The following is a 13,588-nucleotide window of genomic DNA, read 5'->3' as shown; positions in this document are numbered from 1 at the left end:
CATTCCCCCGGGAGCTTGATTTTCCCGTCCCGAGCGTCCGACCATGGAACCGATGGCCCGCATGACGGCCGTATGAAGGGAGTCGACGACGATGAACGAGCAGCATCCGGCGGTCGGTCATATCGAGGGAATGGGCCCTCGCCCGTTCTCCAAGGCGGCCATGGCGGCCTTCGGCCTCGCCATGGCCTGTGTGCTGTGCATGGGAGCGGCCGCGGGAGGGTATTGGCATCTCAATCGCGGCGAGTATGATCCCGCCGATGCATTGATGCTGCTGGCCGCGATCGCAGCCGCGCTGGCCGGTATCTGCTGCGCGGCCGCGGCGATCATCGTGGGTGTCGTGTCGCTGGTGGAATGCCTTCGACCGAACCCGCGCACGGGAATGAGGGCCCGCGGCCTGTGGCTGGCCGTCGCCGCCATGGCAATCGCCGCGATGCCGTTGGCGGCGCTGCTGTGGCTGCGCGCCGCCAACGGCTGATGCGAGCCGTTCAGCGAGCCGTGTCGTCCGTATGACGTTCGCGCAGTATGTCGAGCGCGTGCTGCAGATCGGCGGGGTAATGCGAGGCGACATGCGTCCACAACCTGGTGCGGGGATGTTTGAAGTCGAGCTCCATGGCATGGAGCCATTGCCTCTCGAGTCCGAGTTCGGCGGCGAGCTTCGGATTGGCGCCGTACATGTGGTCGCCGACGAGGGGGTGGCCGATGGACGAGAAGTGCACGCGGATCTGATGGGTGCGTCCCGTCTCGAGATTGATCTTCGCGAGCGTGGCCTCGCCGAAGCGCTCGAGAACATCCCAATGGGTGACCGCCGGCTTGCCTCCGGGTGTGACGGTGAATCGGAAATCCGACACCTTGGCGCGTCCGATCGGCGCCTCGATGGTGGCCTTGTCCTGCGGCAGGTCGCCCTGTGCCACTGCATGGTAGGTCTTGACCACCTCATGTTCGGAGAACTGTCGGCGCATCTCCTTGTAGGCGAGCTCGGACTTGCATACGAGCATGAGGCCGCTGGTGCCGACGTCGAGACGACTGACGATGCCCTGCCGTCCGGGGGCGCCGTAGTCGGTGATGTGAACGCCGCGGTGCAGCAGGCTGCCGAGCACGGTCGGTCCCGTCCATCCGACGGATGCATGGGCGGCAACGCCCACGGGCTTGTCGACCACGACGATGTCGTCGTCCTCATAGGCGATGGCCATGTCGTCAGCGATGGGCTCGGGCTTGGCCTGCGGGGTGACGATGTCGAACTCGACCATGTCACCGGCCGCGAGCGTGGTCGAACGGTCGCATGGGCGGTGCAGCAGCCTCACCTGGCCGGATGTGATGAGTTCGCTGGCCTTGGACCGTGACTCGCCGGTCATCTTGGCGACGGCCACGTCGAAGCGGCGGCCGATGAGCGCATCCGGTGCGGGAACGATCGTGGACATCAGCGAACCTCCGTGGCGTGTGTCGTGGCGGGGGCCGAACCGTCTTCCTTCCTCCGTGGGTCACGCAGCGGAATCGACAGGAAGACGAGTGCCACCAGTCCGATTCCCGCGACCATCAGCCAGATGTCGGCGACGTTGCCCACCGACCAGCCGTAGTCGAGGAAATCCACGACGCTGCCGTTGAGCATGCCGGAGGCATAGATGATGCGGTCGATGAGGTTGCCGACCGCTCCGCCGAATGCCAGACCGAGGCATGTCGACCACCATGGCGAGTCGGTGATGAGCCCGGCCACAAGCATGGCCGCAGACATGACGACGGCCAGCAGGGATATCGCCCATGTGGTCGACGATCCCATGCCGAGCGACGCGCCGGGGTTGTGCAGCAGGCGCAGCGACAGCAGATGGGGCACCACGGTGACGGAGGAATCGGTGCCCAGATGCCCGAGCGCCATGACTTTGGTCAGACGGTCGAGGCCGAGCGCCACTGCGGCGACGCATGCGAAGACGGTCACGCAGAAACCACGTGACCGTCTTGCGGAGAATAGTTCAGTCATACCTGATGATCGGCCGTCAGTGCTTCAGGCCGCTGGTTTCCATGGACTGATAGTTGTTCGTGTCCGAGATCTGGTTGGTCAGCTGGCCGAGGAACTCGGTCAGGCGGCTGCGGTACTCGGCCTCGAACTGCTTGAGGCCCTCGATGTTGCCCTCGATGACCTTGGAGTCGGCGTAGAGCTTGTCCTTGACCTCTTGCGCGTAGTTGTCGGCGGCGTCGCGCGTGCGGCGATCGTACTGATCGGCCACGTCGCGGGTCTTCTTCGCGTTCTCCTCGGCGTTGCGACGGGTCTGGGAAGCGTAGCTGTCGGCGTCCGTGCGGGTCTGCTTGCTGTACTCCTCGGATTCCTCGTGGGTCTTCTTGGAGTACTGGTCGGCCTGGCTGCGGGTCTTCACCGAGTAGTTGTCGGCCTCGGTGCGGGTCTTCTTGCTGTAGGCGTCGGCCTCGGAGTGGACTCGCTGCGAGTAGTTGTCGGCGTCCTGATGGATGCGCTTGCTGTAGGCGTCGGCCTTCTGGATGACATCCTCGTGCTTGGCCTGACCGTCGGAGATGAGCTGGTCGCGCTGGGCCTTGCCCTTGTTCACGTACTGGTCGTGCAGCTGCATGGCGAGGGCGAGCATCGCGGTGGCGCGCTCGGGTTCGGTGCTGGCGCCGTCGCCCGCGCCGGCGATCTTACGCAGGCTGCCGGTTTCGGTGGGCGGCTCGACCTTGGAGAGCTGCTCGCGCAGCTGCTCCTCACGGGCCTTGGAGGCTTCGAGCTCGCGGGTCAGGTTGGCGATCTGCGTGTTCGCCTGGGCGGCCTGGCCGTTGGAGCTGTTCTGGGAGTGCTGCAGGTTGGCAATCTGCTGCTTGGCCGCGTTGAGCTGGTTGTTCAGCTCGGCGGAGCGTCGGCGCTCGGCATCGAGCTGGGCGGCGGCACCGTCGCTCTTGGCGCTCTGGGCGGTGAGCTGGTCGATCTGGGCGTTGAGCTGGTCCACCTGGGACTTGAGCTGGGCGTTCTGGTTCACCAGCGCCTGCACCTGCTCGGCGTCGGCGCCCTGAGCCGGCTCCTTGGTGCTGGACTTGGCCTGGGCGAGCTCGTTGCGCAGCGAGTTGTTCTCATTGGTCAGCTGCGAGATCTTGTCGTTCAGCGCGGCCACATCCGGACCGAGAGACTGGGTGGAACCCGACTGCGCTGCCTGGCTGCCAAGGGCCTCTACCGTCTCGGTGACCTCATCGAGGAAGTCATCGACCTCGTCGATGTCGTAGCCTTCCTTGAAACGAACCGTCTGGAAAATATGGTTACGAATATCATTCGGTGTCAACAGGGCCATTGCAGATCCCAACCTCACTCTCAGCTCAACAAACGAGCTTATGAAATTACGTACTCAAACTCATGCTAGCACGCAGCCTAAGACTGCACGGCATTTTCTACGCGCATTCTCGCGTTTTGGAACGGGTGTGCCCCCGTCGCATCAGATCAGTATCTGGAGTATCACCAATGCAAAATACAGCACGATGAAACTCACGTCAAGATAGACCGCACCGAGCGGGACGGGACGGATGTACCTCCGCAGCCAGCGCAGCGGCGGCTCCGTCAAACCGTATATGACGTCGATGACCGACAGCAGTACGCCGCGCGGACGCCATCGCGGGGCCAGCACATTGGCCCAGTCGAGGATCATACGCACGAACAGCACGAAGATATAGGCGTTGATGAGCCAGTCGAGAACGAGTCGCAACAGATAGATCAGAGTCATACCGCAACAGTATCAGCGTAGGGGACGCCGTTCGCCACGCGTGGAATCACGCGCCGAAGATATCGGCGTTCTTGTCGGCCGAGGTCTCCTCCACCTTGATGTTGACCTGCGCCGGGCTGAGCAGGAACACACGCGGGGTGACGCGTTCGATCGATCCGCGTACGCCGAACACGACCCCGGCGGAGAAATCGACGATGCGATAGGCGATGCTCTCCTCGACGCCGGTGAGATTCAGGACCACGGGCACGCCGTCGCGGATGGCGCGACCGACCAGCTGGGCCTCCTCATATGACTTCGGGTGAATCGTGGTGATCCGGTTCAGCTGTCCCTTGAACGGCGTGGCATGCGACCTGGGCGCGGAGGCGACCGGCGTGGAGGCCGGCGCCGCCGCAGGGGTGACGGTACGGTCGGAATCAAACGACGACGAATCCTCGGTGTACGGGTCGTCCTGCACGATGTCGTCATCCTCGTCGACGACATCGGCCATACCGAGATACGACATTGTCTTCTTCATGAAACCGGCCATAGCTGCCCTCCAGTACCAGTATTATCAGCGCAGGAAATCGGGGATGTCCAGATCGCCGGGATCGGAATCCGGCATCGTAGTGTGCGGCGCGACGACATGCTGCTCGCTCGTGTCGTCATAGGACGGACGGGCCGGGGCGGCCGGCTGTGCCGGAGCCACGGGGGCCGGGGCGGGAGCAGGGGCCGCCGGTTCCTCCTGAGCCGGGGCGGCCTGCTGCTTCGGCTGCTGCGACTTGGCGTTCATGGCATCGAGGCGCAGCTCGGGAATCTGCGGCACGCTCACGTCGGAGCGATCGGCCGGACGGTACGAGTTGACCGTGTTCTTCTTGGAATCGAAGCCGGCCGCGATGACGGTGACGCGCACCTCGTCGCCGTAGGAGTCGTCGAGCGCCAGACCCCAGATGATCTGCGCCTCGGGGTGGATGGCCTCGCGGACCAGTTCGGCGGCCTCGCTGGCCTCCTGCATCGTGAGGTCGGTCGGACCGGCGATGTTGAGCAGCGCGCCGTGGGCGCCCTCGATGCTCGATTCGAGCAGCGGGGAGCTGATGGCGATCTCGGCGGCCTGGCTGGCGCGGTCCTCCCCGCGGGCGGAGCCGATGCCGAACAGCGCCGTGCCCGCGTCCTTGAGGATGGCGGTGACGTCGGCGAAGTCCACGTGGATGTAGGAGTTCATCGTGATCAGGTCGGTGATGCCCTGAACGCCGGCCAGCAGGGCCGAATCGGCGGTCTTGAAGGCGTCTATGACGCTGACGGAGCGATCGGACAGATCGAGCAGCCTGTCGTTCGGAATGACGATGAGCGCGTCGACTTCCTTGCTCAGGTTCTCGATGCCGGAGTCCGCGGAGGCGGAGCGACGCGGACCCTCGAAGCTGAACGGACGGGTGACCACGGCGATGGTGAGTGCGCCGAGCTGGCGGGCGCAACGGGCGACCAGCGGGCTGGCGCCGGTTCCGGTGCCGCCGCCCTCGCCGCAGGTGACGAACACCATATCGGCGCCCTTGAGGGCCTCCTCGATGTCGGACTGGTGGTCCTGGGCCGCCTTGGCGCCCTTCTCCGGGTCGGCGCCGGCGCCCAGACCGCGGTTCGAGGCGTCGGAAAGGGAGATCTTGACATCGGCATCCGAGCGCAGCAAATCCTTGGCATCGGTGTTGACGGCAACGAATTCAACGTTCTGTAGTCCCTCGGCGATCATGCGGTTCACCGCGTTACCGCCGGCTCCGCCCACACCGACGACCTTGATGAGGGTCTTATCGCTGAAGTTCTCAGCCTGGGCAATGTCGCTCACTGTATGCTCCTGTCACTCACGGTTATGCCTAACTTTATCGCAGTATTACCGTTCAATCGTGAATATTCTATAGCGTGTATGGGTTTTTCAATCAGTACGAGGCATCAAGCGGGTCGGCGCTGATCACCGTGCGCCGCTGCTCCTCGGTCAGCTCCTGCGAATCCAGCCACCCGTAGGGCAGGTGGACCTTCCTCGCATAGCGCACACGACCTCTTGGCTTGTTCTCGACGGCCTTCGGATAGGGAATATCCGCATCCAGCATAGCAACCTGACGACGAATATCCGCCAAGTCTTCACATTCCATGAACGCCCGACGGGTGCCCCCGCCCACCGGGAAGCCCTTGAGGTACCACGCCACATGCTTGCGCAGGTCATGCGCGGCCATCATCTCGTCGCCGTCGTAGAACTCGGTGAGCAGCTCCGCGTGGCGCAGGATGATGCCGCCGACCTCGCCCAATGTGGGGTCGATGCGCTCGTCGGAACCGGCGAAGGCGTTCCTGATGTCGCCGAACAGCCACGGACGGCCCTGGCACCCGCGACCGATGGCCACGCCCGCGCAGCCGGTCTCGCGCACCATGGCCATGGCGTCCTCGGCGCTCCAGATGTCGCCGTTGCCGAACACGGGGATGTCGAGACTCTCGACGAGTTCGGCGATGCGGCTCCAGTCGGAATGCCCGCCATAGTATTCGGCGGTCGTCCGCGCGTGCAGCGTCACCGCCGCGCAGCCCTCCTCCTGGGCGATATGGCCGGCCTCGAGGAATGTCTCGTGCTCATGGTCGATGCCGACCCGGATCTTCGCGGTGACGGGTATCCCCGCAGGCTCGCACACGGCGACCACGCGTCGCAGGATCTCGCGGAACAGCCCCGTCTTCCACGGCAGGGCGGATCCGCCGCCGCGCCGCGTGACCTTGGGCACGGGACAGCCGAAGTTCAGGTCGACATGGTCGGCCATATGCTCATCCACGACGATCTTCGCCGCCAGCTCCGTGATGCCGGGGCTCACGCCATACAGCTGCAGGGACCTCGGCGATTCGGTGGGAGCGAACCGGCACAGGCGCAATGCCTTGGGATTGCGGGCGACCAGGGCGCGCGCCGTGATCATCTCGGCGACGTACAGCCCTTCGGGGCCGTATTCCTCGCACAGCACGCGGAACGGCCAGTTGGTCACGCCCGCCATCGGGGACAGCACGACCGGGGTCTTGACCCGGATCGGCCCGAGGTCGACCGGGGGAAGGGAGATGTTCTCGTCCATAATCCTTACATGAGGTAGATGCTTGGCGAATGTCTTGCGAGGCCCCGACCGTTCGGGACCGGGTGCCGATACAGCGCAATCGGGTCCCCCGTCGCATTTCCTGCGGCCGAGGGACCCGATCCGTCGATTGGTCTCAGACTCAGTACAGGCCGCCGGCCTCGTTGATCTTCACGGATTCCGGCCACGGGTCGCCGCCCATCGACACCGGCTTCTGCGGCACGCGCACGCGCTTCTCGCCGATGCGGTCGGCCACGTAGTCGGCCACCTTGTCGAGGGCCACTCGCTCCTGCTTCATGGTGTCGCGTTCGCGGATGGTCACGGCCTGGTCGTCGAGCGTATCGAAGTCGACGGTGATGCACAGCGGGGTGCCGATCTCGTCCTGGCGGCGGTAGCGGCGGCCGATGGCGCCGGACTCGTCGTAGTCGATCATCCACTCGTTCTGACGCAGGTCGGCGGCGAGGTTCTGCGCGACCTCCTGCAGCGCCGGCTTCTTGCTCAGCGGCAGCACCGCAGCCTTGACCGGGGCCAGACGCGGGTCGAGGCGCAGCACGGTGCGCTTGTCGACGCCGCCCTTGGTGTTCGGGGCCTCGTCCACATCGTAGGCGTCGACGAGGAAGCACATGAGGGAGCGGGTCAGGCCGGCGGCCGGCTCGATGACGTACGGCACGTACTTCTCGCCGGTGGCCTGGTTGAAGTAGCTCAGGTCCTCGCCCGAATGCTTGGCATGAGCGGACAGGTCGAAGTCGGTGCGGTTGGCCACGCCCTCGAGCTCTCCCCAGTCGGAGCCCTGGAAGCCGAACTTGTACTCGATGTCGACGGTGCGCTTGGAGTAGTGGGCGAGCTTCTCCTTCGGATGCTCGTAGTGGCGCAGGTTCTCCGGCTTGACGCCGAGGTCCAGATACCACTGGGTGCGGGCGTCGATCCAGTACTGGTGCCAGTCCTCGTCGGTGCCGGGCTCGACGAAGAACTCCATCTCCATCTGCTCGAACTCGCGGGTGCGGAAGATGAAGTTGCCGGGCGTGATCTCGTTGCGGAAGCTCTTGCCGATGTTCGCGATGCCGAACGGCGGCTTGGAGCGCGAGGAGGTCATCACGTTCTTGAAGTCGACGAAGATGCCCTGCGCGGTCTCGGGACGCAGGTAGTGCAGGCTGTTCTCGTCCTCGACCGGGCCGAGGTGGGTGCGCAGCATCATGTTGAAGTCTCGCGGCTCGGTCCACTTGCCGCGGGTGCCGCAGTTGGGGCAGACGATGTCGGCCATGCCGTTCTCCGGCAGCTTGTCGCCGTGCTTCTCCGCATAGCTCTCCTCGAGCTTGTCGGCGCGGTTGCGCTTGTGGCAGCTGAGGCACTCGACGAGCGGGTCGTTGAACACGGAGACGTGGCCTGAGGCGACCCACACCTCGGAGGGCAGGATGATGGAGGTGTCGACGCCCACGACGTCGCCTCGCGTGACGACCATGGAGCGCCACCACTCGCGCTTGATGTTGTCCTTCAGCGCGACGCCGAGCGGGCCGTAATCCCAAGCGGAACGCGTACCGCCATAGATCTCGCCCGCGGGGAACACGAATCCGCGACGCTTCGCCAGGGACACCACCGCATCAAGTTTCGATTCAGCCACAATCCACCTTCTATATATGGTCAACGATGTCGGAATAGTCGGCATTGACTCTACCGCCCAGCACTGACACAAGGCCGCGGCCGCCGAACGGCGGACGACGACCGCGCGGACGGGGTGTCCTCGGTGACGCATACGTTGTGAAACACATCATGTCGGGGGAACCTGCGCGGCCCCGTCCGCACCGCCGCGGCAAAGGCGGCGGACGGCCTCCGCCGCGCGGTTGAGAAGGCCTTGGCCTGACCCTTGGAACCTGTTGGCTAACACCATCGTAGGGAGGCATACCCATGAACACCGCATACGACGACGCCCACGGCACCGACAGCCGAAATCTCGACATCAACGACCCCCTTCGGGCCCGGATCGCCCGGGCGGTGGCGCAGGTGCGGGCCACCACGCCGCTCGCGCAGTCGCTCACCAACTTCGTCACCATCAATCTCGTCGCCAACGCCCAGCTCGCCGTCGGCGGAACCGCCGCCATGCACTACAGCGGCGAGGAGGCTGCAGCGCTGGACCACGGTGCATCCAAGGCCACCTACATCAACATGGGCACGCTGCTCGAACCATTCCGAACCGAATACCCGGCTGCGGCGCGGAACGCCGCCGAACACGGTCTGCCATGGGTGCTCGACCCGGTGGGCGCCGGTGCGGGAGAGCTTCGAGGCGACATCCTGCGCGCATTCGCGGCGACTCCCCCGACCATCATCCGCTGCAACGCCTCCGAGGCCATCGCGCTGGCCGGCATCTGGCACCTCGACGGCGCCGACGCCAGGGCGCGCGCCGGCGTGGAGGCCAGCGACGAGGTCGACGAGGCCATCGACGCGGCGCATGCACTGGCCCGATTCACCGGCGGGGTCGTGTCGGTCTCCGGCGCCGTCGACCTCGTGACCGACGGCGAACGCGACTTCCGCCTGCCCGGCGGCAGCGTATGGATGACGAAGATCACCGGCGCGGGCTGCTCGCTCGGCGGCGTGACCGCCACCTACGCATGCGTCGCAGACCCGCTGACCGCCGCCATGGCGGCCGCGCTGCATTACAACAGGGCCGCGGACAGCGCCGAGCGCGAGTCGAACGGCCCCGGCTCGTTCCAGGTGGCGTTCCTCGATGCACTGTGGAACACCACGGCCGACGAGATCGCCCAGTCTCCCATCTACGTTTCGTGAGACGGCCCCGCGCCGTCATGCCCCCATCCCATATATCTCCATATATCCATACGATTCATTTCCCGCAAGGAGCATCATGACCATCCGCTTCCCATACGCGTCGATGCGCGACGCCTTCGACCTGTCCGCCTATCTGGTGCTTGGTCCGGACGACACCAAGGGCCGTCCGGTGACCGACGTCGTCCGCCAGGCACTGGAGGGAGGCGTGACCATGGTGCAGCTGCGCGCCAAGCACGCCGATGCCGGCGAGATCATCGACATGGCACGGGACCTCGCCCGCACGATCGCCGAAGCCGGCAAGAGCGAGACGGTGCCGCTGCTCATCGACGACCGTCTCGACGCGGTGCTTGCCGCACGCGATCTCGGCATCAAGGTGGACGGCGTCCATGTGGGTCAGACCGACGTGCCGGCCACGTCCTGCCGCAAACTGCTCGGTCCCGACGCCATCGTCGGGCTTTCCGCCAACACCACGGAGCTGTTCGACATCATCGAACGGCTTGACGCGGGGGTCGTGGACTACATCGGCGCCGGAGCCGTGCATCCGACGTCCACCAAACCGGAGGCGACGCTGATCGAGAAGGCCGACACCGACGCCGATTCCATCGCCGCGATCGCGAAGCTGTGCGAGACCAGCGAATATCCCGTCGTGGCGGGCGGCGGCGTCAAGCTCGCCGACATCGCGCCCCTCGCCCGCACGAAGGCGGGCGGCTGGTTCGTGGTCTCGGCGATCGCCGGCGCCGACGACCCGTGCAAGGCGGCCAAAAGCCTGGTGGACGCATGGCGGGCCGTGCGCGGCGACGAACGCCATGGATACGCCGCCCGTCCGCAGGCGGTGCTCACCCGCGAGACGCTGAACGAGGCGAACCGCTATGTCAACACGCTCGCCCAGCTCACCATCTGGCCCACGGGCGTGGGCGAGGAGCTGAGCGAATACGTGGCCGAGGTGATCCGCGTCATCAGGGAGTCCGGTCTCGACAACTCCACGCACGCCATGAGCACCGATATCGAAGGTGACTATGATGATGTGCTGGATCTGGTGAAACGCGCGGCGTTCGTGCTGTACGACCACGGCTATCGCACGCAGGTGAGCCTGCAGCTGGACATGCGCCCCGGATTCAGCGGCCAGATGCGGCACAAGGTCGAACTGGTCGATGAGATTCTGAATGAACGATAGGCATCAGCATCATATAAAAGGAACAACATAATACCCATGACCACGATGAAGGAGATCGCGGAACGTACCGGGGTGTCGATATCGACGGTGTCCTTGGTATTGAACAAGCGTGACGCCGGCCGGGTGAAGCCCCAGGTCGCCGCCAAGGTACGCGAGACCGCAACGCAGCTCGGATATCGACCGAATCCGCTGGCGCGAAGCCTGCGGACGAGCAAGACCAGCATCCTCGGATTCGTCAGCGACGAGATCGCCACGACGCCGTACGCCGGACGGCTGATCCTCGGCGCGCAGGATGCGGCACGGGCTCTGGGCTATATGATCCTGACGGTGAACACGAACGGCGAGGCCGACCTCGAGGAGCATGAGATCAGCACGCTCAAGCAGTACGGCGTCGACGGGTTCATCTATGCGCGCATGTTCAACCAACGCACGACCGTGCCCGAAAGCCTGCTGTCGCTGCCCACGGTGCTGCTGGACGGCACCGACGACACCGGCCGCGTCCCCAGCATCATCCCCGACGAGGAGGCCATCGGCTACGAGGCCACCCGTCATCTGCTGGACGCCGGCTGCCGGAACATCGCCTACGTCGGCGCCTCGGACCGTGCATATGCGGCCGATTCCGGCCGACGCGCGGGATACCGCCGCGCCCTGCGCGAGGCCGGACTGGAGACGGATGCGGGCCTCGAGGTGGGCACGACGTTCAACCAGCCCGCGCTCGACGTCGTCGGGGACCTGTTCGACGCCCGTCATCCCGACGGATTCTTCTGCTTCAACGACGCTCGCGCATGGTACGTATACGAGTCGGCGGCGAGACGCGGCCTGACCGTCGGCCGCGACATCAGCGTCGTCGGCGTGGACAACCATCGCATCTTCGCCGAGACGCTCGCACCGCGGCTGACCACCATGGACCTGCCGCATTACGAGATGGGATACTGGGCCACGCTGAAGCTGGTCTCTCTGATCGAGCGGAGGACTCCCCGGATCGACCTGCCGCATACCACGTCGCCGCTGCCGTCGCTGGACGACCACGACGCGAGGATCCGCTGCACGCTCATCCGCAAGGAATCCGTCGTCTGAGCTCCCGACGGGTCCGGGGACGCGATGACGCGCCGCCGGACCCCTTTCCCCTATAATCGTTTGACGTAGGAAAAGGAAAGGCTTTCAATGACGAACAGCATCAACAACGAGTTCGTTTCCCACGCTTCGGCACTGGACAGGGCGCAGGCCGGCGTCGCCGATCTGGCGAGGTCGCGCAACGACCGCTGGTATCCGCGGTTCCACATCGCCTCCGACGGCGGATGGATCAACAGTCCGAACGGATTCTGCTTCTTCAGGGGACGCTGGCACGTGTTCTACCAGCTCAACCCCTTCGACACCCAATGGGGCACCATGCACTGCGGCCATGTCTCCAGCGAGGACCTGGTCACATGGCGTCGCGAGCCCATCGCGCTCGCCCCGAGCCTCGAGGCCGACAGGGACGGCATCTACTCCGGATCGGCGGTCGTCGGCGACGACGGGCGGCTGTGGCTGTTCTACACCGGCCACCGCTGGGCCAACGGCGTGGACCCCTCCGGCGGCAACTTCGAGGTGCAGTGCGCCGCGGTCTCCGACGACGGCGTCCATTTCGAGAAGATCGGCATGGTGATCGACAACGTGGACGGGTTCAACCACTTCCGCGACCCGAAGGTGTGGAAGCAGGACGGCCTGTGGTACATGGTCTTCGGCATGAGCACGAAGAACCGTCGAGGCCAGGTGCTGCTCTATGTTTCGGAGGATATGCTCATCTGGCATTTCCACAGCATCCTGTACCGCCACCCGAACCCCGGCGTGTTCATGCTCGAGTCGCTGGACTTCTTCCCGCTGAGCGACAAGGAGGGCAACGAGCACTGGGTCCTGAGCTTCTCCGCTCTGGGCGAGCGCCCGAACGGATTCGCCAACCGCAACCCCCACACCGCAAGCTACGTCATCGGCTCGTGGGCGCCCGGCGAGGAGTTCGCGCCGCGCACCGAGTTCCGCATGTGGGATTGGGGCCACAACTTCTACGCTCCGCAGACCGTCCGCGCCGACGACGGTCGCACGCTGCAATACGGTTGGATGAGCCCGTTCACTCCCGCGAGGCCGAATCAGGGGGACGGCTGGTGCGGCCAGCTTTCCATCCCCCGCGAGATCTCGCTGGACTCCTACGGATGCATCCGCATCAATCCGGCTCGGGAACTGACGAGGCTGCGTACGGACACCATCGACTTCGGCGCCGTGCATCTGGACGCGAACGAGACGACGACCGTCATGGCCGACTGCGATGCCGTCGAGATAGAGATGGAGATCGACATCAACGAGTCCACTGCGGAATTCGGCGGCCTCAAGGTGCATTCGACCAAGGACAACGCGCATTCCTCCGTCTTCTACGACGCGCAGACGCATCGCATCCTCATCGACCGGCATGCCAACGCCCGCGGCGACCGCGGCTACCGTGCGGCGCCGTTCACCAGCAACACGCTGAAACTGCGCGTGTTCGTCGACCGCGCCAGCATCGAGGTGTTCATCAACGACGGCGAACAGGCCATGAGCTCCTACAGCTTCCCCTCGGAGGGTCCGCGCGCCATCGAACTGAGTGCGGAGTCGGGAACGCTGGAGATTCCGACGCTGCGCGTGCATCACCTCTCCCCCATCGGATTGTAGGATTCGCATCGTCTATACTGGTAGACGATTCATCCCTGCAGACCCGTGTTCGCGCGACAGCGTCGCCGTGTGAACACGGGTCGGTCCCGAAGCGCCCGCTTCGACGAAAACACCCATGACCGACACCGCTTCCCGACAATCCTCCCTTCGACAAGATTCGTTGGAAAAAGTGACGTCAATCGTTTGAC

The 13,588-nt window shown here is 65.1% G+C and carries 13 protein-coding genes and 1 pseudogene; 6 read left to right on the top strand and 8 right to left on the bottom strand.

Annotated elements, in window-relative coordinates:
• The first annotated feature begins 91 nt into the window (after nt 1-91).
• The gene (locus GFD18_RS06765; RefSeq protein ID WP_100509804.1) at nt 92-475 is read left to right on the top strand and encodes a hypothetical protein; all 384 of its coding nucleotides are present in this window, start codon (nt 92-94) and stop codon (nt 473-475) included.
• Between the two features lie 10 nt (nt 476-485).
• Here the strand turns inward: GFD18_RS06765 and GFD18_RS06760 are convergent, their stop codons facing one another.
• The 8 genes from GFD18_RS06760 to GFD18_RS06725 form a co-directional block, all read right to left on the bottom strand.
• Nucleotides 486-1,418: an RluA family pseudouridine synthase gene (locus GFD18_RS06760; protein WP_100509805.1), complete on the bottom strand. Its 933-nt coding sequence runs from the start codon at nt 1,416-1,418 to the stop codon at nt 486-488.
• Nucleotides 1,418-1,930, bottom strand: coding sequence for a signal peptidase II (locus tag GFD18_RS06755; RefSeq protein WP_243386537.1), 513 nt, complete (start codon nt 1,928-1,930; stop codon nt 1,418-1,420). Before GFD18_RS06755 ends, GFD18_RS06760 begins: the two co-directional genes overlap by 1 nt.
• Before the next feature lie 58 nt (nt 1,931-1,988).
• Nucleotides 1,989-3,284 (bottom strand): DivIVA domain-containing protein, encoded by a 1,296-nt coding sequence (locus GFD18_RS06750; protein ID WP_100509807.1) that lies wholly within the window; start codon nt 3,282-3,284, stop codon nt 1,989-1,991.
• 141 nt (nt 3,285-3,425) lie between these two features.
• On the bottom strand, nt 3,426-3,710 hold the full coding sequence (locus GFD18_RS06745) for a YggT family protein (protein WP_100509808.1): 285 nt from the start codon (nt 3,708-3,710) through the stop codon (nt 3,426-3,428).
• Between the two features lie 46 nt (nt 3,711-3,756).
• The gene (locus tag GFD18_RS06740; protein WP_100509809.1) at nt 3,757-4,236 is read right to left on the bottom strand and encodes a cell division protein SepF; all 480 of its coding nucleotides are present in this window, start codon (nt 4,234-4,236) and stop codon (nt 3,757-3,759) included.
• Between the two features lie 24 nt (nt 4,237-4,260).
• Nucleotides 4,261-5,520: a cell division protein FtsZ gene (gene ftsZ / locus GFD18_RS06735; protein ID WP_100509810.1), complete on the bottom strand. Its 1,260-nt coding sequence runs from the start codon at nt 5,518-5,520 to the stop codon at nt 4,261-4,263.
• A 91-nt stretch (nt 5,521-5,611) separates the two neighbouring features.
• Nucleotides 5,612-6,772: a tRNA dihydrouridine synthase DusB gene (gene dusB / locus GFD18_RS06730; protein ID WP_100509811.1), complete on the bottom strand. Its 1,161-nt coding sequence runs from the start codon at nt 6,770-6,772 to the stop codon at nt 5,612-5,614.
• A 139-nt stretch (nt 6,773-6,911) separates the two neighbouring features.
• The gene (locus tag GFD18_RS06725; RefSeq protein ID WP_100509812.1) at nt 6,912-8,387 is read right to left on the bottom strand and encodes a glycine--tRNA ligase; all 1,476 of its coding nucleotides are present in this window, start codon (nt 8,385-8,387) and stop codon (nt 6,912-6,914) included.
• Nucleotides 8,388-8,671: 284 nt separating this feature from the next.
• Between GFD18_RS06725 and thiM the strand changes: the two genes are divergently transcribed.
• The 5 genes and pseudogenes from thiM to GFD18_RS06705 all read left to right on the top strand — a co-directional run bounded on the left by thiM (nt 8,672) and on the right by GFD18_RS06705 (nt 13,400).
• Entirely contained in the window at nt 8,672-9,547 is an 876-nt protein-coding gene (gene thiM, locus GFD18_RS06720) for a hydroxyethylthiazole kinase (RefSeq protein ID WP_163199587.1), read from the top strand.
• Nucleotides 9,489-10,304, top strand: a pseudogene (locus tag GFD18_RS11110) (thiamine phosphate synthase); the annotation flags it as partial. The gene thiM and the pseudogene GFD18_RS11110, both read left to right, overlap by 59 nt.
• Nucleotides 10,305-10,379: 75 nt before the next feature.
• Nucleotides 10,380-10,721 (top strand): MTH1187 family thiamine-binding protein, encoded by a 342-nt coding sequence (locus GFD18_RS11105; protein WP_318644451.1) that lies wholly within the window; start codon nt 10,380-10,382, stop codon nt 10,719-10,721.
• Between the two features lie 36 nt (nt 10,722-10,757).
• Nucleotides 10,758-11,798 (top strand): LacI family DNA-binding transcriptional regulator, encoded by a 1,041-nt coding sequence (locus tag GFD18_RS06710; RefSeq protein WP_163199583.1) that lies wholly within the window; start codon nt 10,758-10,760, stop codon nt 11,796-11,798.
• Between the two features lie 87 nt (nt 11,799-11,885).
• Nucleotides 11,886-13,400 (top strand): glycoside hydrolase family 32 protein, encoded by a 1,515-nt coding sequence (locus tag GFD18_RS06705; protein ID WP_163199581.1) that lies wholly within the window; start codon nt 11,886-11,888, stop codon nt 13,398-13,400.
• The last annotated feature ends 188 nt before the right edge of the window (nt 13,401-13,588 follow it).

Origin of the sequence: Bifidobacterium saimiriisciurei (assembly GCF_010667655.1) — a bacterium.
Taxonomy (GTDB): domain Bacteria; phylum Actinomycetota; class Actinomycetes; order Actinomycetales; family Bifidobacteriaceae; genus Galliscardovia; species Galliscardovia saimiriisciurei.
The sequence above is the reverse complement of the archived record's forward strand: the minus strand, read 5'-3'. Positions and strand labels throughout refer to the sequence as shown.

What these genes read in the sequence shown, in the direction of transcription:
- GFD18_RS06765 (WP_100509804.1), top strand. Translation starts at nt 92, where the DNA reads ATGAACGAGCAGCATCCGGCGGTCGGTCATATCGAGGGAATGGGCCCT.
- GFD18_RS06745 (WP_100509808.1), bottom strand. Translation starts at nt 3,710, where the DNA reads ATGACTCTGATCTATCTGTTGCGACTCGTTCTCGACTGGCTCATCAAC.
- dusB (WP_100509811.1), bottom strand. Translation starts at nt 6,772, where the DNA reads ATGGACGAGAACATCTCCCTTCCCCCGGTCGACCTCGGGCCGATCCGG.
- thiM (WP_163199587.1), top strand. Translation starts at nt 8,672, where the DNA reads ATGAACACCGCATACGACGACGCCCACGGCACCGACAGCCGAAATCTC.
- GFD18_RS06705 (WP_163199581.1), top strand. Translation starts at nt 11,886, where the DNA reads ATGACGAACAGCATCAACAACGAGTTCGTTTCCCACGCTTCGGCACTG.
- GFD18_RS06760 (WP_100509805.1), bottom strand. Translation starts at nt 1,418, where the DNA reads ATGTCCACGATCGTTCCCGCACCGGATGCGCTCATCGGCCGCCGCTTC.
- GFD18_RS06710 (WP_163199583.1), top strand. Translation starts at nt 10,758, where the DNA reads ATGACCACGATGAAGGAGATCGCGGAACGTACCGGGGTGTCGATATCG.
- GFD18_RS06740 (WP_100509809.1), bottom strand. Translation starts at nt 4,236, where the DNA reads ATGGCCGGTTTCATGAAGAAGACAATGTCGTATCTCGGTATGGCCGAT.
- GFD18_RS06750 (WP_100509807.1), bottom strand. Translation starts at nt 3,284, where the DNA reads ATGGCCCTGTTGACACCGAATGATATTCGTAACCATATTTTCCAGACG.